The organism is Pseudomonas sp. MF7453 (assembly GCF_016405455.1).
Lineage (GTDB): Bacteria > Pseudomonadota > Gammaproteobacteria > Pseudomonadales > Pseudomonadaceae > Aquipseudomonas > Aquipseudomonas paralactis.
In genome coordinates, this window is sequence record NZ_JAEKCN010000004.1 from 304,467 (window position 1) to 329,106 (window position 24,640).

Annotated in this window: 25 protein-coding genes; 14 read left to right on the plus strand and 11 right to left on the minus strand. The window is 60.4% G+C overall.

Annotated elements, in window-relative coordinates:
* Nucleotides 1-4: 4 nt before the first annotated feature.
* The 6 genes from JFT63_RS09155 to rluB all read left to right on the plus strand — a co-directional run bounded on the left by JFT63_RS09155 (nucleotide 5) and on the right by rluB (nucleotide 4,912).
* The gene (locus JFT63_RS09155) at nucleotides 5-868 is read left to right on the plus strand and encodes a PHP domain-containing protein (protein WP_057704265.1); all 864 of its coding nucleotides are present in this window, start codon (nucleotides 5-7) and stop codon (nucleotides 866-868) included.
* 13 nt (nucleotides 869-881) lie between these two features.
* Complete coding sequence (locus JFT63_RS09160; protein WP_003193796.1) at nucleotides 882-1,511, plus strand: L-threonylcarbamoyladenylate synthase; 630 nt, start codon at nucleotides 882-884, stop codon at nucleotides 1,509-1,511.
* A 120-nt stretch (nucleotides 1,512-1,631) separates the two neighbouring features.
* A complete protein-coding gene (locus JFT63_RS09165; RefSeq protein WP_164365898.1) occupies nucleotides 1,632-2,330 on the plus strand; it encodes a segregation and condensation protein A in 699 nt (232 codons plus the stop codon).
* 12 nt (nucleotides 2,331-2,342) lie between these two features.
* On the plus strand, nucleotides 2,343-3,263 hold the full coding sequence (scpB, locus tag JFT63_RS09170) for an SMC-Scp complex subunit ScpB (RefSeq protein ID WP_057704264.1): 921 nt from the start codon (nucleotides 2,343-2,345) through the stop codon (nucleotides 3,261-3,263).
* Between the two features lie 107 nt (nucleotides 3,264-3,370).
* Nucleotides 3,371-3,562, plus strand: coding sequence for a DUF1289 domain-containing protein (locus JFT63_RS09175; RefSeq protein ID WP_057704263.1), 192 nt, complete (start codon nucleotides 3,371-3,373; stop codon nucleotides 3,560-3,562).
* A 144-nt stretch (nucleotides 3,563-3,706) separates the two neighbouring features.
* Nucleotides 3,707-4,912, plus strand: a complete 1,206-nt coding sequence (gene rluB, locus JFT63_RS09180; protein ID WP_038451308.1) for a 23S rRNA pseudouridine(2605) synthase RluB — start codon at nucleotides 3,707-3,709, stop codon at nucleotides 4,910-4,912.
* 193 nt (nucleotides 4,913-5,105) lie between these two features.
* Here the strand turns inward: rluB and JFT63_RS09185 are convergent, their stop codons facing one another.
* Both JFT63_RS09185 and JFT63_RS09190 read right to left on the minus strand, forming a co-directional pair.
* Complete coding sequence (locus JFT63_RS09185) at nucleotides 5,106-6,065, minus strand: hypothetical protein (protein WP_057704262.1); 960 nt, start codon at nucleotides 6,063-6,065, stop codon at nucleotides 5,106-5,108.
* Between the two features lie 73 nt (nucleotides 6,066-6,138).
* Nucleotides 6,139-6,276: a hypothetical protein gene (locus JFT63_RS09190; protein WP_003237751.1), complete on the minus strand. Its 138-nt coding sequence runs from the start codon at nucleotides 6,274-6,276 to the stop codon at nucleotides 6,139-6,141.
* Nucleotides 6,277-6,923: 647 nt separating this feature from the next.
* Between JFT63_RS09190 and JFT63_RS09195 the strand changes: the two genes are divergently transcribed.
* The 3 genes from JFT63_RS09195 to arfB all read left to right on the plus strand — a co-directional run bounded on the left by JFT63_RS09195 (nucleotide 6,924) and on the right by arfB (nucleotide 9,557).
* A complete protein-coding gene (locus JFT63_RS09195) occupies nucleotides 6,924-8,345 on the plus strand; it encodes an amino acid permease (protein ID WP_057704261.1) in 1,422 nt (473 codons plus the stop codon).
* Between the two features lie 102 nt (nucleotides 8,346-8,447).
* Entirely contained in the window at nucleotides 8,448-9,131 is a 684-nt protein-coding gene (locus JFT63_RS09200) for a pentapeptide repeat-containing protein (RefSeq protein ID WP_198843817.1), read from the plus strand.
* A gap of 12 nt (nucleotides 9,132-9,143) precedes the next feature.
* On the plus strand, nucleotides 9,144-9,557 hold the full coding sequence (gene arfB, locus JFT63_RS09205; RefSeq protein WP_057704259.1) for an alternative ribosome rescue aminoacyl-tRNA hydrolase ArfB: 414 nt from the start codon (nucleotides 9,144-9,146) through the stop codon (nucleotides 9,555-9,557).
* On the opposite strand, the gene JFT63_RS09210 is transcribed toward arfB, so the two are convergent.
* The 3 genes from JFT63_RS09210 to JFT63_RS09220 all read right to left on the minus strand — a co-directional run bounded on the left by JFT63_RS09210 (nucleotide 9,554) and on the right by JFT63_RS09220 (nucleotide 11,814).
* A complete protein-coding gene (locus JFT63_RS09210) occupies nucleotides 9,554-10,750 on the minus strand; it encodes an MFS transporter (protein ID WP_198843818.1) in 1,197 nt (398 codons plus the stop codon). The two genes, arfB and JFT63_RS09210, sit on opposite strands and share 4 nt — an antisense overlap.
* 103 nt (nucleotides 10,751-10,853) lie before the next feature.
* Nucleotides 10,854-11,036, minus strand: coding sequence for a hypothetical protein (locus tag JFT63_RS09215; RefSeq protein WP_057704257.1), 183 nt, complete (start codon nucleotides 11,034-11,036; stop codon nucleotides 10,854-10,856).
* Between the two features lie 466 nt (nucleotides 11,037-11,502).
* A complete protein-coding gene (locus JFT63_RS09220) occupies nucleotides 11,503-11,814 on the minus strand; it encodes an Mpo1-like protein (protein WP_198843819.1) in 312 nt (103 codons plus the stop codon).
* Nucleotides 11,815-11,975: 161 nt separating this feature from the next.
* Between JFT63_RS09220 and JFT63_RS09225 the strand changes: the two genes are divergently transcribed.
* Complete coding sequence (locus JFT63_RS09225; RefSeq protein WP_057704256.1) at nucleotides 11,976-13,034, plus strand: AraC family transcriptional regulator; 1,059 nt, start codon at nucleotides 11,976-11,978, stop codon at nucleotides 13,032-13,034.
* On the opposite strand, the gene JFT63_RS09230 is transcribed toward JFT63_RS09225, so the two are convergent.
* From JFT63_RS09230 to JFT63_RS09255, 6 genes are all read right to left on the minus strand, one after another.
* Nucleotides 12,991-14,445, minus strand: a complete 1,455-nt coding sequence (locus tag JFT63_RS09230) for a TrkH family potassium uptake protein (protein WP_057704255.1) — start codon at nucleotides 14,443-14,445, stop codon at nucleotides 12,991-12,993. The two genes, JFT63_RS09225 and JFT63_RS09230, sit on opposite strands and share 44 nt — an antisense overlap.
* A gap of 206 nt (nucleotides 14,446-14,651) precedes the next feature.
* The gene (locus JFT63_RS09235; protein ID WP_198707286.1) at nucleotides 14,652-15,989 is read right to left on the minus strand and encodes an imelysin family protein; all 1,338 of its coding nucleotides are present in this window, start codon (nucleotides 15,987-15,989) and stop codon (nucleotides 14,652-14,654) included.
* 126 nt (nucleotides 15,990-16,115) lie between these two features.
* The gene (locus JFT63_RS09240) at nucleotides 16,116-18,167 is read right to left on the minus strand and encodes a putative bifunctional diguanylate cyclase/phosphodiesterase (protein WP_198843820.1); all 2,052 of its coding nucleotides are present in this window, start codon (nucleotides 18,165-18,167) and stop codon (nucleotides 16,116-16,118) included.
* Between the two features lie 192 nt (nucleotides 18,168-18,359).
* A complete protein-coding gene (locus JFT63_RS09245; protein WP_157243947.1) occupies nucleotides 18,360-18,569 on the minus strand; it encodes a hypothetical protein in 210 nt (69 codons plus the stop codon).
* A gap of 150 nt (nucleotides 18,570-18,719) precedes the next feature.
* Nucleotides 18,720-19,316, minus strand: coding sequence for a superoxide dismutase (locus tag JFT63_RS09250; RefSeq protein WP_003212997.1), 597 nt, complete (start codon nucleotides 19,314-19,316; stop codon nucleotides 18,720-18,722).
* Nucleotides 19,317-19,494: 178 nt separating this feature from the next.
* On the minus strand, nucleotides 19,495-20,094 hold the full coding sequence (locus JFT63_RS09255; RefSeq protein WP_057704251.1) for a LysE/ArgO family amino acid transporter: 600 nt from the start codon (nucleotides 20,092-20,094) through the stop codon (nucleotides 19,495-19,497).
* 100 nt (nucleotides 20,095-20,194) lie between these two features.
* Between JFT63_RS09255 and JFT63_RS09260 the strand changes: the two genes are divergently transcribed.
* From JFT63_RS09260 to JFT63_RS09275, 4 genes are all read left to right on the plus strand, one after another.
* Nucleotides 20,195-21,088, plus strand: a complete 894-nt coding sequence (locus JFT63_RS09260; protein WP_057704250.1) for a LysR family transcriptional regulator ArgP — start codon at nucleotides 20,195-20,197, stop codon at nucleotides 21,086-21,088.
* A gap of 52 nt (nucleotides 21,089-21,140) precedes the next feature.
* Nucleotides 21,141-22,139 carry an NAD-dependent epimerase/dehydratase family protein gene (locus JFT63_RS09265; RefSeq protein ID WP_057704249.1) on the plus strand — a complete coding sequence of 333 codons (999 nt, stop codon included), beginning with the start codon at nucleotides 21,141-21,143 and terminating at the stop codon, nucleotides 22,137-22,139.
* A 126-nt stretch (nucleotides 22,140-22,265) separates the two neighbouring features.
* Entirely contained in the window at nucleotides 22,266-23,090 is an 825-nt protein-coding gene (locus tag JFT63_RS09270; protein ID WP_057704248.1) for a hypothetical protein, read from the plus strand.
* Between the two features lie 228 nt (nucleotides 23,091-23,318).
* Complete coding sequence (locus JFT63_RS09275; protein ID WP_198843821.1) at nucleotides 23,319-24,578, plus strand: D-mannose isomerase; 1,260 nt, start codon at nucleotides 23,319-23,321, stop codon at nucleotides 24,576-24,578.
* The last annotated feature ends 62 nt before the right edge of the window (nucleotides 24,579-24,640 follow it).

Consider the following 24,640-nt stretch of genomic DNA (forward strand, 5'->3'; position numbering starts at 1 on the left):
CCACGTGAATGTTGATTTGCACTGCCACAGCACGGCCTCCGACGGCGCCCTGGCGCCCGCGGTACTGGTTGCGCGTGCGTTTGAAAAAGGCGTGCAAGTGCTGGCGTTGACCGACCACGACACCCTTGAGGGCCTCGATGAAGCCCGCCAAGCGGCGCATTCTTTGGGCATGCAACTGGTCAACGGCGTGGAATTGTCCTGCACTTGGGGCGGCGCCACCATTCATGTACTGGGCTACGGTTTCGATCAAAATGCCCCGCCGTTAGTGGCGGCCATTGCCCAATTGCACGATGGCCGCTGGCTGCGGTCCGAAGAAATAAGCCGCAAGCTGAGCCTTAAAGGTATGCCTGGCGCCCTCGACGGCGCCCGCGCCATCCAGCAGGAGCTGGGCGACAGCGGCAACGCACCGGCCCGTCCTCATTTTGCCGACTGGATGGTGCGCGAAGGCTATGTCAAGGATCGCGCCGAGGCCTTTCGCAAATGGCTGGGGGCCGGCAAGTTGGGCGATGTGAAGCTGCATTGGCCGACCCTGGAAGACACCGTCCAGACCCTGCGGGCTTCCGGGGCGTGGGTCAGCCTGGCGCATCCCTGGCATTACGATTTCACCCGCAGCAAGCGCCGCAAGCTGATCAGCGACTATATTGGTGCGGGTGGCCACGCGATCGAGGTGGTCAACGGGCATCAACCGGCGGAACAGGTCGGCAGCCTGGCGATCCTTGCCCGCGAATTTGGTCTGCTGGTCAGTGCCGGCAGTGACTTTCATGGCCCAGGCGGCTGGTCCGAGATTGGCGAGTATCGCCAGGTCCCGGAAGATCTGCCGCTGTTGTGGGGGCGATTCAAGCATGACCCCATTATTGCCACCGTCTGAACAGGTAGAGCACGTGAGTCAATTCTTCCAGATTCATCCGGAAAACCCTCAGGCGCGCCTGATCAAACAGGCCGTGGAGATCATCCGTGCCGGCGGCGTGGTGATCTATCCGACTGATTCGTCCTACGCTATCGGTTGCCAGATCGGCGACAAGGGCGCGGTCGAACGTGTAAGGCGCCTGCGCCAGCTGGACGACAAGCACAACTTCGCGCTGATTTGCAGCGACTTGTCCCAGCTCGGGCTGTTCGCCAAGGTCGACACCGGCACGTTCCGCCTGCTCAAGGCCCATACGCCGGGGCCTTATACCTTCATTCTCAATGCCACCCGCGAAGTACCGCGCCTGTTACTGCACCCGAAAAAGCGCACCATCGGTCTGCGCGTGCCGGAACACCCGATCGCCCTGGCGCTGTTGGCCGAGCTGGGTGAGCCGCTGATGAGCGTGTCGTTGATCCTGCCCGGTGAAACCGAACCCTTGTACGACCCTTACGAAATGCGCCGTTTGCTGGAAAAACACGTCGACCTGATCATCGACGGCGGCTACGGCGGCAACAAAGCCTCGACGGTGATCAACCTGGCCGACGGCGAGCCAGAGGTGGTACGTGTGGGCTGTGGCGATCCGGCGCCATTTATGGTCGAGGCCTGAATGTCGGCCGTGGAAACCGCTGATCCCCAGGCCGGCGCCCAGCAGGAACTGCCGTTTGCCATGGTGTATGGCCAGGCGGTCATGGAAATGCCCCTGGACCTGTACATCCCGCCGGACGCTCTGGAGGTGTTCCTTGAAGCCTTTGAAGGCCCGCTGGACTTGCTGCTGTACCTGATCCGCAAGCAGAACATCAACATCCTCGACATCCCGGTGGCGGAAATCACCCGTCAATACATGGGCTATGTCGAGCTGATGCAGTCGGTGCGCCTGGAGTTGGCCGCCGAGTACCTGGTGATGGCCGCCATGCTCGCCGAGATCAAGTCGCGCATGTTGTTGCCGCGTTCGGAGACGGTCGAAGCCGAGGAGGATGACCCACGCGCCGAGCTGATCCGCCGCCTGCAGGAGTATGAACGCTTCAAGGCTGCCGCCGAAGGCATCGACGGCTTGAGTCGCGTAGGCCGTGATGTAGTGGTGCCCAAGCTCGACGCCCCCGAGGCGCGCGCGCGCAAGTTGCTGCCGGACGTGAGCCTGGAAGAGTTGCTGATGTCCATGGCCGAGGTGCTGCGCCGTGGCGATATGTTTGAGAGCCACCAGGTCAGCCGTGAAGCGCTGTCCACCCGCGAGCGCATGAGCGATGTGCTGGAGCGCCTCAAGGGCGGTGGGTTTGTGCCGTTTGTCGAGCTGTTCACTGCCGAGGAAGGGCGACTGGGAGTGGTGGTGACCTTTATGGCGATCCTTGAGCTGGTCAAGGAATCCTTGGTCGAGCTGGTACAGAATGAGCCTTTTGCGGCTATCCACGTGCGGGCGCGAGCCGAATAACGAGCTGAATCGATGAATCTGACTGAACCCCGCGAACTGGCACCCTTGCTGGAGGCCTTTCTCCTGGCCTCGGGTAAACCGCAATCTTTGGAGCGCCTGTTCGAACTCTTTGAAGAAGCCGAACGCCCGGAGCCGCCGGTGTTCAAGAAGGCGCTGGAGATCCTGCGCAAGTCCTGCGACGGCCGTGCCTTTGAGTTGCGCGAAGTGGCGTCGGGTTATCGCCTGCAGATCCGTGAAAAGTTTTCGCCCTGGGTGGGCCGCTTGTGGGAAGAGCGCCCGCAGCGTTATTCGCGGGCAATGCTGGAGACCATGGCACTGATCGCCTATCGCCAGCCCATCACTCGGGGCGAAATCGAGGACGTACGTGGCGTGGCGGTCAACAGCCATATCGTCAAGACCCTGCTGGAGCGCGAGTGGATTCGCATCGTTGGTTACCGTGACGTGCCCGGCAAACCGGCAATGTTCGCCACCACCAAGGTGTTCCTCGATCATTTCAACCTGAAGAACCTCGACGACCTGCCGCCGCTGGCCGAACTGCGCGAAATGGAGGCCGAGCCGGTGCTCGATTTCGACGACGCGCCGGTGCCGCAGAGTCTGCAGGAACTGGCCGATGCCAGCGCTGAGCCGGAGGAGCCCAAGGACGAAACCAGCTTCCATACGCTGTTGTTGGAACTGGACGACATGGAGCAGGGCATCAAAACCGACTTTGACGACTTGCTGCGTGATGGCGCGGCTGAGCCGCAAACCCAGGTGAACGTTGAATCCGAGCCTGAGGTCGAAGCCGAAGACGATGTGCTTGGCGTGGCCCAGGCCCGGGAAAAGCTCCTGGCCGCCGTCGCCGCCCTCGAACAGCCGCCGCTGAGCGACGAAGAAGACGAAGCCCGGGCGCTGGCCGAAGCCATCGAAAACGAACGCCGCCTACTCGAAGACTGACCGAACCCATGTGGGAGCTGGCTTGCCTGCGATGCAGACGCCTCGGTCTCTCAGATGCAAGGAGGTGATGCCATCGCAGGCAAGCCAGCTCCCACAGAGGATCGACCATGAGTGCCGTGAAAGACCCGTGCATCAGCATTTGCAAGTTCAGCGACGACATCTGCGTCGGCTGCGGCCGCAGCAAGCGCGAGATCCGCGCCTGGAAGAAACTCGACAAAACCGACAAGCGCACGGTTCTGGCCGAAGCCCAGCTTCGATTACTGGCCCTGGGCGCCACCGGTCGGCGGAAAAGCAAATGACTTGGGCGTTATCGACTAGTCTGTGATGCGCAACACGCGCCATGCGCGTATGATTCGCGACCCCTTGCCGACCTATTCGGCCAAGGCCCCGCTTTCAATACCCCTCAGGCCACGCCTGAATCGACCCACCGGGAGGTGCTTACGATGAATGACCAAGACCAGAAAGACCAGGAAATCGGCCCAGCAGGCGAAAAGCTGCAAAAAGTGCTGGCGCGTATCGGCGTGGGCTCGCGCCGCGACGTGGAAGCCTGGATCACCCAGAAGCGCATCAAGGTCAACGGCGTCGAGGCTACCCTCGGCCAGCGCGTCGACCTGCACGATGCAATCACCATTGATGGCAAGGTCATCAAGCGTGAAGAGGCCGCCGAATCGGTGCGCCGCGTGATCATGTACAACAAGCCCGATGGCGAGATCTGCACCCGTGACGACCCGGAAGGCCGTCCGACCGTGTTCGACAAGATGCCCAAGCCCAAAGAAGGCCGCTGGATCAACATCGGCCGTCTGGACATCAACACCACCGGCTTGCTGATGTTCACCACCGACGGCGAACTGGCCAACCGCCTGATGCACCCGTCCTACGAGATGGACCGTGAATACGCCGTGCGTGTACGCGGTGAAGTCGATGACGAGATGATCGAACGCCTTAAGGCTGGTGTGGTGCTGGAAGACGGCCCGGCCAAGTTCACCGACATCAAGCAGGCGCCAGGCGGTGAAGGTTTCAACCACTGGTACCACTGCGTGGTGATGGAAGGCCGTAACCGTGAAGTGCGCCGCCTGTGGGAGTCCCAGGGCCTGGTGGTCAGCCGCCTCAAGCGCGTGCGTTTCGGCCCGGTGTTTCTGAACTCCGACCTGCCGATGGGCCGCTGGCGCGAAATGAGCCAGTACGAAGTCGACATCCTCAGCGCCGAAGTGGGCCTGACGCCGGTTGCCATGCCGCAGATGAACGCCAAGAGCAAAGACAAGCTTGAGCGTATGCAGCGCAAATCGTCGCGCCCGGTGCCACGTACCGAACGTGTTGCCCGCACCCTGCGCCCTGCGCTGGATGCACCGGCCACCGGCGGTCGTATCTCGCGTCAGCCGCACATTGAAGGCGAGCGCCGCCCCACCGCGCCATCGCGTCAAGAAGGTGAGCGTGCGCCACGTACGCCGCGTCCTGCCCCGGCGGGTGGTCGCAGCAACCGTGGTGAGGATCGCCCGGCCGATAACGCCAGCACCAAGCGTCCAGCCAAGCCAGCGGCGAACAAGCGCCCTGGCCCGAAACTGGTCGCCGATGAGCCGTCGGGCAAGCGCCGTGGCGCACCGGCCGGTTCCGGCCAGCGCCCTGGTTTTGGTCGCAAGAAGCCGCAGTGATGCGTTAAGCGCTGCACAAAAACGCCAACCCTAGGGTTGGCGTTTTTTTTGCGATCTACATTTGAAATACAATCAACTGTGGGAGCCGGGCTTGCCCGCGATAGCGGTGGGTCAGTTAGTAAAAAGGTGACTGACACACCGCTATCGCAGGCAAGCCAGCTCCCACAGGGATCTCTACACGTCTGACGGTCTTTTAAAAGGCAAAGGCGCCATCAAACACCGGCTTGTCATCCAGCGCCAGCACTCCACTGGCAAAGATCAAGTCCAGGTGATGACTGCCTTTCTGCCCGCCACCCAAACCCAGGTGCAAGCCGCAATGGCGCTCCTCGAACCCGGCATTGCGCGCATACAGGTCCTTGACCCCTTCATTGGTACCAATCCCCAATTCCTCTACGCGACGATTGGACGGGTTGGCATTCAAATACTTGTTGAAGTCATCCGCCAGCCCCGGCACGTCGCTGGCTACGCTGCAAATGGTCGAGTTCTCTATCCACAGTTCCAGCGGTGATTGCAGCACGCCGTATTTGCGCGCAAACGGAATGGTGCTGAGGAAGGTGCCGACAAACCGCACCTGGCCGTTGATGGCTTCGCTGTGGGTGGCGATTTCGCCGGGCGCCAGGTCGTGGTTGCCGACGCCGTTGATATTGGTCCACTTCTTGATGCTGCTCATCGGCGCTTCCAGGCGCGAACCGTGCTTGTCGGTAAAGCTCAGCACGTTGGCCTGGGACATGCGACGGATCAGCGTGGCGTTGAGGTCGGCAATGCGTTGCGGTGCGACGCTGAAGGTGTCGTAGAAGTAGTCGCCGTAATCCTTGAACAGCAGGGATTTCTTCCAGTGTTCTGCCATCACGCCTTGCAGGGCACGAATAAAGTCCGGGCCTTCGGCGCGCGGGTTGGGCAGGGTGGAGGAATCGTAGAGAAACAGATACAGATCGCAGGCTTCAATGGCTTGGGTCAGGGCGTCACTGGCGGCCACATCCAGGCGTTGTACCTGGAAGTTGAAACGTGCGGCGCTGCCGTGGGTGATGGCCTGGGCGATGGCATCGTAGCGCTCGGTATGGCCCAGCAGCACGGTGGGGCGACTCAGGCCCTGGAGGGCCGGGTGGTGAGCCAGGTAGTAGAGAAAGTGTTCGACGGCGCGGGCCTTGTCCATGACGGGTGTCCTTCTGTGCCTTGGGTAAGGGGGCAGGTGCCGTGCACAGCACCTGCCGGATGCCTGCCGGGTATTAGAAAGGCCACATCGCGGTGCCGAAAGGCACAACGGCATCGGCTTGCATCATTTCAACGGCGGCCTCATGGGTCGGCGCTTCAAACCAATCGTCGAGTTGCAGTTCGGTTTCCAGGTCTTTTTCCAGTGCTTGCATGGTGTATCTCCTAGAGGACGTTGATTGAGAACGGCTTGCCCCCGGGCTTCGCGGGCAAGTGGAAAGAACCTAGAAGAGAGTGTTTCAAAATGCAAAAAATTTATTGACACGGTTTCATTTGGATTTTTTCTTCTGTTTTTCGTGGGTTATTTTTTATTCAGAAAAAACAGCAAATTGGCTGAACCGATTATCCAGAATTTTCCTTCCGACAAATTTCCGTTGGCTGTCCGAAAAACCTGGCTGTAAAGCAGTGTTTCCGCCACGTAACGATAAGTTTACGCATCTACCCCGATGCGCTTGACCCGTTTGTGGCTGTAAGGATTAGCTGACAGTTTGTCGCGTGCACTCTGTTGGGGCGTGCCGAAGCTGTCGAGCGGTGTACAATGCGCCGCGTTTTACTGTGACCCTCCTTGCGTACCCACGCAAAAGGCCAAGACCTCAGGGTTTGATCCCCCTGATCACTCCGCCTGGCCACGAGCCGGACGGGTTCGATTTCGTCACAGATAAAAACAAACAGGTGACGCATGACCGTTAGAAAAACGCTGTACTCCTGGTGCCTGCGCCGGGGTTTGAGCGGCGCTGCTTGAGTCGGTAATTCAAGCAGCAACCTGCATTCACCTTCTCAAACCTTGCGTGAGACCCTTTTCATGAGTGGAACCCATTCCTCCTCAGGCGAGCTGAAACGCGGCCTGAAAAATCGGCATATCCAGTTGATCGCCCTCGGTGGCGCTATCGGCACCGGCCTGTTCCTGGGCTCGGCCGGGGTGCTCAAATCCGCCGGCCCGTCGATGATCCTGGGCTATGCGATCTGCGGCTTTATCGCCTTCATGATCATGCGCCAGCTTGGCGAGATGATCGTCGAGGAGCCGGTCGCCGGCTCCTTCAGCCATTTTGCCCACAAGTACTGGGGCGGTTTCGCCGGTTTTCTGTCGGGCTGGAACTGCTGGATTCTCTACATTCTGGTGGGTATGTCGGAGCTGACCGCTGTCGGCAAATACGTGCACTACTGGTGGCCGGAGATTCCGACCTGGGTCTCTGCGGCGGCCTTCTTCGTGCTGATCAATGTGATCAACCTGGCTAACGTCAAGGTCTTCGGTGAAGCGGAGTTCTGGTTTGCCATCATCAAGGTGGTGGCGATCGTCGGCATGATTGCCCTGGGCAGCTACCTGCTGGTCAGCGGCAGTGGCGGCCCGCAAGCCTCGGTGAGCAACCTGTGGGACCACGGCGGGTTCTTCCCCCACGGCGTGGGCGGCTTGGTGATGGCCATGGCGATCATCATGTTCTCGTTCGGCGGCCTGGAAATGCTCGGTTTCACCGCCGCTGAAGCCGATCAGCCACGCACCGTGATCCCCAAGGCGATCAATCAGGTGATCTACCGCATCCTGATTTTCTACATCGGTGCCCTGGTGGTGCTGTTGTCGTTGACGCCGTGGGACAGCCTGCTGGCGACCCTCAACGCCTCCGGCGATGCCTACAGCGGCAGCCCGTTCGTGCAGGTGTTCTCGATGCTGGGCAGCAACACCGCCGCGCATATCCTCAACTTTGTGGTACTGACGGCGGCGCTGTCGGTGTACAACAGCGGCACCTACTGCAACAGCCGCATGTTGCTGGGCATGGCCGAGCAGGGCGACGCGCCCAAGGCCCTGGCCAAAATCGACAAGCGCGGCGTGCCAGTGCGTTCGATTCTGGCCTCGGCGGCGATCACCCTGGTGGCGGTGCTGATGAACTACCTGATGCCCCATAACGCGCTTGAACTGCTGATGTCGCTGGTGGTGGCTACGCTGGTGATCAACTGGGCAATGATCAGCTTCTCGCACTTCAAGTTCCGCCAGCACATGAACCGCACCGGCCAGGTGCCCTTGTTCAAGGCGCTGTGGTATCCGTATGGAAACTACATTTGCCTGGCGTTCGTAGTGTTTATTCTGGTGATCATGCTGATGATGCCGGGGATTCAGGTGTCGGTGTATGCGATCCCGGTGTGGGTGGCGTTCATGGCGGTGTGTTACTGGATCAAGAACAAACGCACGGCGCGGCCAGCTATTGGCACAGCGGGTCCGGTTCTGGAGTAGGACCTTTCCACATACAGAAAACCCGGCGCCGTGCCGGGTTTTTTGTGGGCAGGGGCAGGTTAGAATCGCCCCCTCTTTTTTGCCAGTGTGCCCGGAGGCCCCATGCAACACACCGACATTGCCGATGGCGCGTTGCAGCGCGATGAGCTGGAAGACTTGATCGACCAGCACAGCGGCCCCTTGCGCTTGATCGGAGTGGATTTGAGCGGCATCGAGCTGTCGCGCATGGCACTGGATCACTGGATATTCGAGCGCTGCACCCTGGTCCAGACCTCGTTTCTCGGTTCTCGACTGGAAGGGACTCAGTGGAAAAACTGCCGCGCCAGCCTCGCAATTTTCGAAGCGGCCAACCTGCTGGAGGCGCAGTTCCACAGTTGCGACCTGAACAACACCCGCTGGCAGCGCAGCAAACTGTCCCAGGCCAATTTCACCCAATGCAAGCTGACGGGCGCCAATTTTACCCATTGTGCGTCACTGGGGCTGAGCTTCAGCGAAACCCTGCTCAATAGTGCCTTTTTATCCGGACTGTCGTTTGCCCGAACCGAGCTCAATAATCTGGACTTTTCCGACAGCGACTTGTCGGATACGGACTTTCGCAAGGCTGAACTGGTCGACTGCAGCCTCGCACATGCCCGCATCAACGGTGCCAATTTTGCGGGTGCTGACTTGCGCGGTGCAGATTTGAGCGGTTTTCGCCTCAATGATGCCAAACTGTTCAAAGGCGCCGTGATTTCCAAAGCCCAGGCGTCGATGTTGTTGTCCGAGTTGGGCTTGTCCGTTGCCTAAGGTTTTTGATTGATGCTGGTAATTTCCAACAATGTGCACCTGCCCGACGCCGAGATCGAGCTGACCGCTATCCGCGCCCAGGGCGCCGGTGGTCAGAACGTCAACAAGGTGTCGAGCGCAGTGCACTTGCGTTTTGACATTCCGGCGTCGTCATTGCCGCAGTTCTACAAGGAGCGCCTGCTCGCGCTGCGCGACAGTCGTATTACCAGCGAAGGTGTGCTGGTGCTCAAGGCCCAGCAATACCGTACTCAGGAGCAGAACCGCGCCGATGCGTTGGAGCGCCTGGTGGAGTTGATCCAGAGCGCCACCAAGGTCGAGAAAAAGCGCCGCCCGACCAAGCCCACCCTGGGCTCGAAGAAGCGCCGCCTGGAATCCAAGACCAAGCGCGGCAGCATTAAGGCAGGGCGCGGCAAGGTCGACTTCTAGGCGTCGCGCGTTTCCCGCGCCTTGGGTGCCTGACGGTACAGGTACAGACTCAGCAGCAAGCCGGCGAGAGCTGCCAGGGCGGCGAACAGAAAGATCGAAGCAAAGCCGAAGCCTGCCGCCACCGCGCCCGCCAGCGGCCCGGTGATGCCCAGAGACAAGTCGATAAACAGCGAATAAGCGCCCAGCGCCGAGCCACGGCTGGAGGCCGGGACCAGGTTGACCGCCTCTACCCCAAGCGCCGGGAATACCAGGGAAAAGCCGAAGCCGCTCAACGCCGCACCCGCCAGCGCCAGTTGAGCATCCGGCGCCAGCCACAGCAACAGCAGGCCGAGTACTTCCACCGACAGGCAGGCAATCGCGACGCGAAAGCCGCCAATGCGGTTGATCAAATTGCCAAACAGCAAACGTGCGCCGATAAAACTGGCGCCGAACAGGCTTAAGGCCCACACCGCGTTATCCCAGTGCTGGGTGGTGTAGTACAGGGTGATAAAGGTGGCGATAGTGCCAAAGCCGATGGAGCCCAGCGCCAGCGCGCAACCATGGGGCAACACACGGCCCAGCACATTCATGAACGGCAGACGTACACCGGGCACAATTGGCGCGGCTTGTTTGTTCCAGGCCAGCAGCACGCCCAGCACGGCGAGCAGAATGATACTTACGCCCATGCTCCACAACCCGAACCGACTGACCAACAGCACCCCCAGCGGTGCGCCGACCGCCAGCGCGCCGTAGCTGGCGATACCGTTCCAGGAGATGACTTTGGCGGTGTTCGCCGCGCCGACACGGCCGATGCCCCAGCCGATTGCGCCTGACCCCACCAGGCTTTCGGCGCTGCCCAGCACCAGTCGACCGATCAACAGGCTGCCCAGGCTCACAGCCGGCAGGCTGGAAAACCACGCCGCCAGCAACATGAATACGCCACTTAAACCGCAGCCCACCAGGCCGATCAGCACCGCGCGCTTGCTGCCCAGGTTGTCGATAATCTTGCCGGCATAGGGGCGGCTCAACAGGGTCGCCAGGTATTGCACGCTGATCACCAGCCCGGCGATCACGGCGCCATAGCCCAATTGGCTATGCACGTAGCCCGGCAATACGGCCAGGGGGATGCCGATATTCAGGTAGCCGATAAAGGTAAACAGCACGATGGAAACGACTTGCAGCGTCACGGCCATGGGTCGTTGGGTATCAGGCATGGGAGAGGTCCACTGTCGCAGCAGGTAAAGATAGGCTGCTAATGATACCGGCGCACAGGCCGGGCAGGGCGGCAAAAATGTAAAACCTCAGATCAAAGGAGCATCAGGCTTGGGCAGGCGCCAGCAGTTGGGTCGTCACCAGGGCTGCCAGGGCGTTTTCCTGGGTGCCGAAGCGCTTGAGCAGTGTGGCTTGCTTGTCTGCACTGAGGCGGTTCCAGACTTCGACCATCTGCAAGGCAGCGTCGAGCACGGCGGCGTCCGGCGTATCGGGAAGGGTCGTGGTCATGATGAGTATCTCGAATGATTCAGGCAGTGTGGAAAGCGCTCAAAGGTGCGCTTTCCACACGGTCTGGTACGGCGTCAGTCTCGGCGTTTGCTGTCGACTGGTTTTGCGTCTTTGGTCTCAGGCTGCTTGTTGCTGGCCTGTTGCGGTGTTGGCTGCTCTGTTGGGTGCAGGCTTGGGAAGGGGAGATTAGGTATCTCGTGCATCGTCGTCGCTCCTCGCAAGGTCTGTTTTCAATCGCAGGTGATTGCGCGTTCTCAAAAAGCCTTGGCAGGATACAGCACCGTAAATGACAAAAAGACTTTTATCTGGACTGTCTTGCCCATTTTTATCCTCAAAGACTGTAGGAGCGAGCTTGCTCGCGAAAAGCGTCAACGATAACGCAGTGCGTCAGGTTGCCAGCGGTGTCTGTGAGAGCTTCGCGAGCGAGCTCGCTCCTACAGGGAGCAAGTTTGCAATAGGCGTTTATTTAGAACGGTACCTTGCCCAGGATCATGTCGCGGTACATCACAAAATCCCCCAGCAAGCTGTAGAACGGGTGCTGAAAGGTCGCCGGGCGGTTCTTTTCAAAAAAGAAATGGCCTATCCAGGCGAAGGTGTAGCCTGCAATCGGCAAGGCCAGCAACAGGAGCAGTGACCCCCGGCCGATGGCATATGCGAGGATACCGATCATCAGGGTGGTGCCGATAAAGTGCAAGCGCCGGCAGGTGCTGTTGCCGTGTTCGCTCAGGTAGTACGGGTAGAACTCGGCAAAGCTGTTGAATTTTCGGGTGTTTTCCACGGCGGCGGACCCTCTGGTTGTTGTGCCGCCCAACAGCTGTTCGGCGGGGAGCTTATTTGAGTCTAGAGTGATCAGTGGCAAGAGCCAGTGACAATAGATGCCACTTTAGTATCCTTGGCTTCCTGGCTGCCGTTTGAGCCTGCTTTCAATAAGAAGACGCCATGAGCGAACGAACAACTTCTGCAAGCTGGGCGATGGGGATAGTCAAGGCGTTGGAAATGGACGGCCTGGATTGCCGTGCCTTGTTCAAGCAACTGGGCCTGGACTATGCCGCCCTCAGTGACCCGGACGCGCGTTTTCCCCAGGACTCCATGACTCGCCTATGGCAGCGGGCGGTGGAGGTGTCAGGCAACCCGGCGATTGGCTTGAACATGGGCAAGGTGGTGCGTCCGGCCTCGTTCCATGTTGCCGGTTATGCGCTGATGTCCAGCAACACCCTGGCTGAAGGCTTTATGCGATTGGTGCGCTACCAGCGCATCATTGCCGAAAGCGCCGACTTGAGCTTCCGACTCTTGCCCGAAGGCTATGCGTTGATTCTGACAGTGCATGGCGATCACTTGCCGCCGACCCGGCAAAGCGCCGAAGCCTCGCTGGCCAGCGCGTTGGCGCTGTGCGGCTGGCTTACCGGGCGGACCCTGCAACCGCGCAAGGTGCTGCTGCAGGGCGATCAACCGGCGGACCTGGCACCGTACAAGCAGGCCTTCCATGCGCCGCTGCAATTCAATGCGCCCTATGACGCGCTGATCTTCGAGCAAGCCGATATGGATGCACCGCTGCCCACGGCCAACGAGGCCATGGCGCTATTGCATGACCGTTTTGCCGGTGAATACCTGGCGCGTTTCTCCGAAAGTCGCGTTACCCATAATGCGCGACAGGTGTTGTGCCGTCTGCTGCCCCAGGGGGAGCCCAAACGCGAAGTGGTGGCCCAGACACTGCATCTGTCCCAGCGTACCTTGCAAAGACGTTTGCAGGAGGAGGGCACCAGCTTCCAGGCCTTGCTCGATGACACCCGCCGTGAGCTGGCCGAACAATACCTGGCGCAGCCGAACATGACCTTGCTGGAAATTGCCTACCTGCTGGGGTTCGCCGACCCCAGCAACTTCTTCCGCGCGTTTCGCCGCTGGTTTAATGCAACGCCCGGTGAATACCGGGTGCGGCTTCAGGAAATGTCGTGCGTCAGTGGCGCCAGAATGCCGGAATACACAGCACAAATACGGTAATGATCTCCAGTCGACCCAGCAGCATTCCCAGCGACAGAATCCACTTGGCCGCATCCGGCAGGGTAGCGAAGTTGCCGGCCGGGCCGATGGTTTCGCCCAGGCCCGGGCCCACGCCGGATACGGTGCTGGCGGCACCGGTCAGTGCGGTCATCCAGTCCACGCCCAGCAGTGACAATGCCAGGGCGATAACGCAGATGGTGATCGCGAAGAAAAACGAAAAAGTCAGAATCGACCGCACGATTTCTTCATCCAGGCGATGACCGTTGTACTTCTGCTTGATCACCGCTCTGGGGTGGATCAGTTGGTTCAAGTTGGCCTTGAGCAGGATATAGGCCACCTGGAAACGGAAGATCTTGATGCCGCCTGCAGTGGAGCCCGAGCAGCCGCCGATAAAGCCCAGGTAGAAGAACAGCATCAGTGAAAAGTTGCCCCACAGGCTGTAGTCCCCCAGCGCAAAGCCGGTAGTGGTCACCACTGACGTTACGTTCAGCGCCACATGGCGCAAGGCATCGAGCCAATGCAGGTTGGTGGTCCACCAGTACCAGGTGCCGAGTACCAGCCAGGTCACGAGCAACAAGCCGAGCAAACCTTGCACTTGCTGGTCCTTGATCAACGCCCGCCGGTTGCCGCGCAACGTGGCCACATACAGGGCGAACGGCAAGCTGCCGAGGATCATCACTACCACTGCGACCCAGTGCACCGCCGGTTGTTTCCAGTGCGCCAGGGACTCATCCGAGGTGGAAAAACCACCCGTGGAAATCGCCGACATGGCGTGGTTGATCGCATCGAACACGCCCATCCCTGCCCACCAGAATGCCAGGCTGCCGAAGATGGTGATGCCCACATACGCGGCCACGATCAGCCGCGCCACCATATGCGAGCGGGGCATGACCTTTTCCGAGCGGTCCGAAGATTCGGTCTGGAACAGGCGCATGCCACCAATACGCAGCAGCGGCAGGATCGCCACCGCCATGCCGATAAAGCCGATACCCCCGAGCCAGTGCAGCAACGAGCGCCACATCAGAATGCCCGGTGACATGCTGTCCAGGCCGCTCAACACGGTAGAGCCGGTGGCGGTGATGCCGGACATGCTTTCAAAGAACGAGTCGGTGTAGCTGATGTGCTGGGTCAGCAAAAAGGGCAGGGCGGCGAAGATGCACACCACCACCCAACTGCTCACTGTCAGCAGGTACATGTCCCGGGGACGCAAGTGTACGTGCTCCGGGCGACCGGGGATGACCAGCGCCAACCCGGCGATAAAGGTGATCAGGCTGGCCCACAGGAACGAGGGCAGGTCGCTGGTGCGTTCGAAGATCACCAGGGTGGCCATTGGGATGACCATGGCGACCGCAAGAGTGATCAGGAAGATGCCGATGATGAAACCGATGATACGCAGGGTCGGCAACGCCATGAAGTTCGCTCGGGTGATTGGGCAGAGGCGCCATTCTACCTGCGGTGCGAGGCATGTAAACCAGAGTGCTTCAGGTTATACGCAGCAAAATGTGGGAGAGGGCTTGCTCCCGATAGCAGATGATCAGAGCAGAATGTATCTGCTGATCCACCGCTATCGGGAGCAAGCCCCCTCCCACAAGGTCGCCTTTTTCAGTACCGCAGGGATCAGAACTCGTGATCAGCGCTGTCCGGGTTCAGGTCGCTGATGCCCAGTTTGCCGGCAGCGGCCTCGATCGAACCGGTCTGCTTGACCAGGGCGGCAATCGCGTCGCGCACGATCTGGTTGCCCTTGTCGTTGCCGGCGGCGATCAGTTGGTCGTAGTGCTCGCCGTCGTTGGCGCGGTCGACCATGACCTGGATCTTCGCTTCGGTTGCCGCCAGGTCCGCCTTGAGGGCGGCATCGGCTGCCGGGTCGGCCTTGGCCACCAGGGACGACAGGCTGGCGCCGGTCAGCTTGGTGCCGTCAACGCGAGTGTACTCACCCAGGTAGACGTTGCGGATACCCTTGGCGTCGTAGAACTGCGAGTTGTGGGTGTTATCGCTGAAGCAATCGTGTTCGTCTTCCGGTGAATTGGCTTCCAGGGAGACCTTCATGCGCTCGCCGGCCAGCTCGCCCAACGACAGGCTGCCCATGCCGAACAGCATTTTACGCAGACCGTCGGTAGCCGGTTCCGACTCCAGGGTGGCGCGGTAGTTGTCTTCGACGTTGGGCTTCCAGTTACCCACCATTTCTTCCAGGTCGCTGACCAGCAGTTGAGTCACTGCACGCAGGTAAGTGCGGCGGCGCTCATTGTGACCGCCGGTAGCACCGTCGCCGGTCAGGTAGTCCGAGGCCGGACGGTTGCCCGCGCCTGGGCCGGTGCCGTTGAGGTCCTGGCCCCAGAGCAGGAATTCGATGGCGTGGTAGCCGGTGGCAACGTTCGCCTCGGAACCGCCCAGCTCATTGAGGCTGGCCAGTTTTTCCGGGGTGATTTCCTTGACGTCGATCTTGTCTTCGCCGACCTGGATCTCGTTGTTGGCAATGATGTTGGCGTTGGCGCCGGGGTTACCCAGAGCGTGCTCGTAGGACTTGTCGACATAGTCGATCAAGCCTTCGTCCAGGGGCCAGGCGTTCACTTGGCCTTCCCAGTCATCGATGATGGAGTTGCCGAAGCGGAACACTTCACTTTGCAGGTACGGGACGCGTGCCGCGATCCAGGCGGTACGGGCCGCTTTCAGGGTTTCGTCGTTCGGGTTGGCGAGGAAGGTGTCGACCGCGGTCTGCAGGGTTTTCGCAGTGGATTCGGCATCGCTGTATACCGCAAACACCATGTCTGCGTAGTGCGCAACAACCGCCTTGGCGGCTGCTTCGTCGACCTGGCCTGCCGGTGCGGCCGCCGGTGCGGTGGTGCTGGCGGCGGCGGGTGCTTGAGGCGCGGCGGCCTTGTCTTTACCTTCGCCGCAACCGGCGAGAGAAATGGCAATGGCCAGCAGACTGGCGGTGGCCAGGGGCATACGAATCATGGCGAACATCCTGCTTCGAGTGTGAATAGGGCGCGCGGGGAGCGCAAAAGCTGCGACATAATGCGAAAGATTTGCATTTTGTGTAAAGGCTTATACGCGGGAAATATTTGGTATTGGTTGGTTAATTCACAGACTCACCGCGTTATTACGCTCGGACTGCTTCAAGTAAGCCGCCAACTCCCGCGCCTGCAACGGTTTGCTGTAGTGATAGCCCTGACCCTCATGACAGCCTTCGGAGATGATGTACGCCTCTTGTTCGGCGGTCTCCACGCCTTCGGCAATCACCTGCATACCCAGGCTTTTGCCCAGTTGGATGATGGCGCGCACGATCGTCGCGTCATCGTCGTCATCCTGCAGGTCCTGGACGAAGCTCTTGTCGATCTTGATCTTGTCCAGCGGCAGGCTTTTGAGGTAACTCAGGGATGAATAACCGGTGCCGAAGTCATCAATGGCGATCAGCGCCCCGGAGCGACGCAGGCTCAGCAGGTGCTGGGCAGCGGTGCTGATGTCTTCCATCAGGCCGGTCTCGGTCACTTCCAGTTCCAGGCTGCGGGGCGGCAGGCGATAGATCTGCATCAGGTTGTTGACCACCCGCGGCAACTCGGTGTGGTGCAGTTGCACCGTAGACAGGTTGACGGCGATGCGCAGTGCGGTGAAGCCCAGGTCGTGCCATTCGCGCAGTTGCCGACACGCCTGGTCCAGCACCCATTCGCCAATCGGGATAATGGTGCCGTTCTGTTCTGCCAGCGGAATAAACAAATCCGGCGGGACCAGGCCGTGCTCCGGATGTTGCCAGCGCAACAGGGCCTCCACGCCGACCACGCGATGGTCGCGGTAGCTGATTTGCGGCTGGTACACCAGGTGGAACTGGTCGCGGCTCAGCGCATCGCGCAGGTCCTTTTCCAATTCGCGGCGCCGGCGCATCTCACTGTCCACGCTGGCGATATAAAACTGATAGCGGTTGCGCGAGCGGCTCTTGGCCAGCGTCATGGTCTGCTCGGCTTTTTGCAGCAACTTCTCGGTGCTGTCGCCATCTTCAGGGAACAGCGTGATACCGATGGTGGCACGCAGCCTGATCAGGTCATGCTCAAACGCGAACTCCGCCTCCAGATCATCCAAAATGCTTTGCGCCAGTTCGGCGGCTTCGTACGGCTGGTCGATATCGGCCTGCACCAGGGCGAACTGGTCGCCGCCCAGGCGGGCAAGCGTGCCGAGGCGCCCACTGTGGGCGCGCATGCGATCGGCCAGGGCCAGCAGCAGTTTGTCGCCGGCCTGGTAGGTGAACTGTTCGTTAACGCTCTTGAAGTCATCCAGCCCGACGCACAACACCGCTACGCGTCGTTGCCTGCGGCCGGCGTCGGTGAGGATCTTGTCCAACTGTTCCTGCAACTTCTGGCGGTTGGGCAGGCCGGTCAGGAAGTCATATTGGGCCATGCGCAGCAGGCTGGATTCGGCCTCGTGGCGCAGGTGGGTATTGCGCTCGATGGATTCGAGTAACTGGTTGGCGGTGTTTATCCACTGCCCCAGTTCGTTGCGTTCGTGGCCCTTGAGTTGAGGGATCTTGTGTTCGCTGGGGCGGTCCGGATTGATCGAGGTCAGGTGCTGAATAATCCGTGACAGTGGTTTGGTCAGCATCCAGTGATACACCAGGTAAAGCACCAGCCCCATGGCCAGCGCGCGCAATACGCCGGAGATAAAGATGATGACCGAGCTGACCAGGAAACCTCTGCCATAGGTGGCGGTATCCAGGGTGATGCTGAGGTCGCCGTAGTATTCGCTATAGGGGCCTTTGCCGACCAGTGCGGTGGTAAAGGAGCGTTCCTGGCCAAGAATCAGGTCGGTCAACCAGCGGCTGGGGGAGTGCTGCAACGCACGGCTTTTTTCCGCCAGCATGGTCTCGTTGGGATGACCGATGGAGGCCATGCGCACGGCGTCGTCCTGGAATAACCCTTCGATCACCTGCATACCCATCTCGCGGTCCAGGCTGTAGACGGCCTGGGTTGAGGGGTCGCGAAACATGTCGAGGATGCGTTGCGCATCGTCAGCCACAGCCTGACGGGTCTTGTAGGCGTCAAAAACGATCTGCGCCACGCTCAGCGCCACGCCCACGATCAAGGCCGACAGCAGCACAACCCGTAGCAACTTCACCGACAAGCTGTTTTTGAGTTCCAGCTTCAAAGGGGCATTCCTTGTCTCATGCGGGTGGCCGTCAATATGCCATGAGTATTGGCAATCTGAGGATGGCAGTCAAAGGGACATTGGGGTCGCAGCTTAATTGAGGTTTGGGCGGGATAAACGCAGGAAGGTCAGCGGGCTCGAAGCCCGGTAGCGGAGAAGGCGGAGGAAGTCCGCCTTCGAGTGGGCGACGATTTAAGAGAAATCGATTTTACCCTGGGGCTTTGGCGCTTCCCCAGCGATCTTGGCGCCTTCACTGGCCATGTCCAGGACTTTGCTTGCCATGTCCAGGACTTTGTTTCCTGCCTTCATGGCACCGTTTGCCAGATCCAGCCCTTTATCAACAATACCCGCAACCATTGGGATTGCACCTGCAACCCCAGTTGCCATCGAAATAGGATCCATCGTCATTCTCCACATTGAATTAGGAGGTTTATTCCTCCTGGCGTTTGTGTGGTGAATTGTTACTGTTGAGTTCCGCTGTTTCTGGGTGGTTTGCCTTGCGTGCACAAAAAAGCCCGGCAATCGCCGGGCTCTTTTTACTGAAGGTGCTGCTTAGGCAGTGAAGGTCTTGCCTTCGAACTGCTCAGCCACGAACTTCCAGTTGACCAGGTTCCAGAACGCTTCCACATACTTTGGACGCACGTTGCGGTAGTCGATGTAGTAGGCGTGTTCCCACACGTCGCAGGTCAGCAGCGGGGTGTCGCCGCTGGTCAGGGGGTTGCCTGCACCGATGGTGCTGGCCAGAGCCAGGGAACCGTCAGCCTTTTTCACCAGCCAGCCCCAACCGGAACCGAAGGTGCCAACCGAAGTCTTGGTGAACTCTTCCTTGAACTTGTCGAACGAACCGAACGCAGCGTTGATGGCTTCAGCCAGCGCGCCGGTTGGTTGGCCGCCGGCGTTTGGCGCCAGGCAGTTCCAGTAAAAGGTGTGGTTCCAGACTTGAGCGGCGTTGTTGAAGATGCCGCCCGAGGAAGACTTGACGATTTCTTCCAGGGTCTTGCCTTCGAACTCGGTGCCAGGCACCAGGTTGTTCAGGTTCACGACATAGGTGTTGTGGTGCTTGTCGTGGTGGTACTCCAAGGTTTCCTTGGAGATGTGCGGCTGCAGGGCATCGTGTGCGTAGGGCAGCGGCGGCAATTCGAAAGCCATGATGATTCTCCTAATCAGGTCAGTTGCGGTGAGCGCAAGGCCGATCACGGGCGGCCAAACATGCGCCGGGGAGTTTGTACTCTTTGCGGCGCAGGGGCCTGATCATAGCACCGGGGGTGCGGCATAACCACGCAACAACTGTGTGGGATAGAGGTTCCAGCGGGTTTTCAACTATTGCTCAGGCGCTGATCAATTGGTAGGCCACCGAGAACATCATCACCGCCACCAGCAAGTCCAGCAGGCGCCAGGTGGCCGGGCGTGCCAGCCAGGGTGCCAGCCATGCCGCGCCGAGCGCCAGGGTGGTGAACCACAGGAACGAAGCGCTGGCCGCACCGGCCACGTAGGCCCCCGGTTCGGTTTGTTGCGCGCCCAGGGAGCCGATCAACAGCACGGTGTCCAGGTACACGTGTGGGTTTAGCAGGGTCACCGCCAGTGCGCTCAACAGCACGGCACGCAATGAGCGGGTCTTGAGGCTGGCACCCTGATCCAGGCTTTGTTTTGAACAGGCCCTGCGCAGCGCACACGCGCCATACCACAACAGGAACGCCGCGCCGCCCCAGCGTGCCACCGCAAGCAGGATCGGGCTCTGGGCCAGCACGGTGGCCAGGCCGAACACCCCGGCGGCCACCAGCAGCGCATCGCAGATCACGCACAAGGCCGCGACGGGCAAGTGATGCTCGCGGCGCAGGCTTTGTGCGAGGACGAACGCGTTCTGTGTGCCGATTGCCATGATCAGCCCGAGGGCCACCAGCAAGCCGTTCATATAGCTCTGCCACATAGAGAGGAATCCTTGTTGATGCTTAAACGATGCTGGCTATGGTGCGGGTCGGGCCTGTATAAGAAAAACCAATATTGCTGATCGCTCATTAGGAAAACTGATGTTCGACTATAAATTGCTTTCCGCCCTGGCGGCGGTGGTGGAACAAGCTGGCTTCGAGCGCGGTGCTCAGGTGCTGGGGCTGTCGCAGTCGGCGATCTCCCAGCGCATCAAATTACTGGAGGCGCGTATCGGGCAACCGGTGCTGGTACGGGCTTCGCCCCCGACCCCGACCGACATCGGCCGGCGCCTGCTCAACCATGTGCAACAGGTGCGCTTACTGGAGCGTGACCTGCAAAGCCAGGTGCCGGCGCTGGATGAGGAGGGGATGCCCGAGCGCCTGCGCATCGCGCTGAATGCCGACAGCCTGGCCACATGGTGGGCCGAAGCCATCAGCGACTTCTGCGCCGAACAGCACTTGCTGCTGGACCTGGTGGTCGAAGACCAGACCGTGGGCCTTAAGCGTATGCGCGCCGGTGAGGTCGCGGCTTGCATTTGCGCCAGCGAGCGCCCGGTGGCTGGCGCTCGTAGCCTGTTGTTGGGGGCCATGCGTTATCGGGCGTTGGCCAGCCCGGCGTTTATTGCTCGGCATTTCCCGCAGGGCGTGCAGGCCGATCAATTGGCGCGCACGCCGGCGCTGGTGTTCGGTCCGGATGATTTCCTGCAACACCGTTATCTGGCCTCCCTCGGGGTGAACGGAGGTTTCGAACACCATCTATGCCCGTCGTCCGAAGGTTTTATTCGCCTGACGGAAGCCGGCCTTGGGTGGGGCCTGGTGCCCGAATTGCAGGTGCGCGACCAGATGGACACCGGCGTATTGGTCGAGTTATTGCCAGATAAGCCCATCGATGTGCCGCTGTACTGGCATCATTGGCGCAGTGGCGGGCAACTGTTGGGCTTGTTGACCGACCATCTGGCCCAGGTTTGTGGCCACTGGTTGGTGCCGTTGAAGTGACGGCGGGCGTCAAGGCCACAGCGATGAAAAACGAAAGAACACGGAGTACTACATGAAAATTCTGGTCACCGGCGCAAGCGGCTTCATCGGCGGGCGCTTTGCGCGTTTTGCCCTTGAGCAGGGCCTGGATGTGCGGGTCAACGGGCGACGCGCCGAGGGTGTCGAGCACCTGGTCCGGCGCGGTGCCGAGTTTATCCAGGGTGACTTGAATGATGCCGACCTGGTGCGTGACCTGTGCCGCGACGTTGAAGCGGTGGTGCATTGCGCAGGTGCCGTCGGGCTGTGGGGCAAGTACCAGGACTTTCACCAGGGCAATGTGCTGGTCACCGAAAACGTGGTCGAAGCCTGCCTCAAGCAGCGCGTCACACGCCTGGTGCATCTGTCGTCGCCGTCGATCTACTTCGATGGCCGCGACCACACAGGGCTCACCGAAGAGCAGGTGCCCAAGCGTTTCAAGCATCCCTATGCCGCCACCAAATACCTGGCCGAGCAGAAGGTCTTCGGGGCCCAGGAGTTCGGTCTTGAAGTACTGGCGCTGCGCCCGCGTTTTGTCACCGGTGCCGGCGACATGAGCATCTTCCCGCGGCTGTTGAAGATGCAGCGCAAGAACCGCCTGGCCATTGTCGGCGATGGCCTGAACAAGGTCGACTTCACCAGCGTGCACAACCTCAATGAAGCGCTGCTCAGCAGCCTGCTCGCCCCCGGCTCGGCATTGGGCAAGGCCTACAACATCAGTAACGGCGCACCGGTGCCTATATGGGATGTGGTCAATTATGTGATGCGGCAAATGGAGCTGCCCCAAGTGACCCGTTATCGCTCCTACGGTTTGTCCTACAGCGTGGCGGCCTTGAATGAGGCGTTCTGCGCGATGTGGCCGGGGCGGCCGGAGCCTTCGCTATCGCGCTTGGGCATGCAGGTAATGAACAAGGATTTCACCCTAGACATCAGCCGTGCCAGGCATTATCTGGACTACGAGCCCAAGGTCAGCTTGTGGGCCGCACTCGATGAGTTCTGCAGTTGGTGGAAAGCCCAGGATCCGGGCCTCAAGTAAGCTCATAACCAGCAACACATCGGGAACCGAATTCGCCGCACCGTGTCGACCTATGCGTCTGGAGCACGGTTTATACTTGCGCCGCTCGGCCTCTGGGCAGCCACCTCATTGATTCAAGGTAGATTCATGCGTAACGATGCAAAAGACGACTTCGACAACGTGCCCAGCCTGCGCGCAGACCTCGGGGACGACGATGATTTCGTGCCGACTGCCGCCACCTCGGTGCGCTCGCGAACCACGCCGGTGGTCAAGGTCAAGAGTGCCAGCACCGGCCCGTTGTGGGCGTTGGTCGGCGCACTGCTGATTGCCTTCGCTGGCCTTGCCTGGTGGAGCTTCCAGCAGATTTCCCTGATGGGCCAGCAGTTGGTCGCCACCCAGGAAAGCTTTGCCCGTATCAGCGAGGAAGCGGCGGGGCGCCTGCAGGATATTTCCGGCAAGGTCGTGGCCAGTGAAGCCAGCGTGAACAACGGCAGCGAGGCGTTGAAACTGCAGATCAAGCAGTTGGAAGCCCAGTTGCAGGAACAGGGCAAGCAACAGTTGGGTGTCGCCGGCCAAGCCACCGAGCTGGACAGCCGCCTGGCCCAGATGAGCGCCGGCACCACCGAACTCACGGCCGCCAATGCCAGGCTGCAAGGCCAGGTGCAAGCCCTGACCGATGCGGTCGCCAGCCTCAAGGCGGCTCAGGGCGAGATCAAGGACTTGTCCAACGACGTGGCTGCCTTGAAGAAGCAGGGCAATCCAGGCGCGGCCATCGCCCGTATCGAGCAGGATTTGCTGGTGCTCAAGAGTGCGCAGGAAAACCAGCCTGCCAACGTCGATGCACCGACCAACAAGGAGTTCGACGTGTTCCGCATCCAGACCACGCGCAACATCACCACCTTGCAGAGCCAGGTGCAGAACCTGAACCAGCGCCTTAATGCGCCTGCTGCGGCCACACCGCTGGGTCAATGAACGCAAATCACCCTGTGTAGGAGCGAGCTTGCTCGCGAAAAACGTTAATGACCAGGCAGGTTTCCTGAATAAAGGCGGCGCTTGTTAGCTTTTCGCGAGCAAGCTCGCTCCTACATTAGGGTGTTGATTGTCACCGCTTGGTGACATTTCTTCTCCCCTTCGTTACTTGCCCCTCCTGCGCCCTTGTTTAGACTCCGGTCATCCCACAAAAAACAAAAAGGGCCACCCATGACCATGCAACCACTGCCTGCCAGCAGTTGGCTGAACGCACCTGCCCACCACGCCTGGCTCGCCGCTGAAGGCCAGCGCCTGTTGGCGTTCGCCAAGGCATCGCGCCTGCCGGACGGGTTCGGCAACCTGGACGATAAAGGCCAGTTGCCCGTCGATGCCCGCGCCGAAACCATGAACACCGCCCGTATGACCCACAGCTTCGCCATGGCCCACGCCATGGGGCTGCCCGGTTATGCGGAGCTGGTGGCGCATGGCGTGATGGCCCTCAGCGGGCCGTTGCGTGACAGTGAGCACGGTGGCTGGTTCGCCGCGCCCCAGGCCCAGGATGGCAACACCGGCAAGGCAGCGTACCTGCATGCATTCGTGGCTTTGGCCGCCAGCTCTGCCGTGGTGGCGGGCGCGCCGGGCGCGCAAACCTTGTTGAACGACGCCATCCATATCATCAACCAGTTCTTCTGGAGCGAGGAGGAGGGCGCCATGCTGGAATCCTTCGCCCAGGACTGGAGTGGTGTCGAAACCTATCGCGGTGCCAACAGCAACATGCACGCCACCGAAGCCTTCCTGGCCCTGGCCGATGTCACCGCTGACAGCCGTTGGCTGGACCGTGCGCTGCGCATCGTCGAGCGGGTGATCCACACCCATGCCGCCAGCAACCAGTTCATGGTGATCGAGCATTTTGACGCGCAGTGGAAACCTCTACTGGGCTACAACGAAGATAACCCCGCCGATGGTTTTCGCCCCTACGGCATCACCCCCGGCCATGGTTTCGAATGGGCGCGGCTGGTCCTGCATCTGGAAGCTGCGCGCCTGCAGGCCGGGTTGCAGACGCCGGATTGGTTGGTTAACGATGCCAAAGGGCTGTTCGCCAGCGCCTGCGAATATGCCTGGGCCGTGGATGGTGCGCCGGGCATTGTCTACACTTTGGATTGGAACCGGCGCCCGGTTGTACGCGAGCGCTTGCACTGGACCCACGCAGAAGCCAGCGCCGCAGCTCAGGCACTGCTCAAACGTACGGGTGAACTGCATTACGAGATCTGGTATCGACGTATCTGGGAGTTTTGCGAAACCCATTTCATCGACCGACTCCATGGCAGCTGGCACCACGAACTCAGCCCGCACAACCAACCCAGCAGCACAATCTGGGGCGGCAAACCTGATCTGTACCATGCCTGGCAAGCGGTCGTGCTGCCTGCGTTACCCTTGGCACCCAGCCTGGCCAGTGCATTGGGCAGCGGGCGCTATGTCACCAAGTGGTGACATTTGTGCGTCCCTTTGTTACCTGCGCCAGGAAAATCCCTGTTTAAACTCCGTGCAGCGCA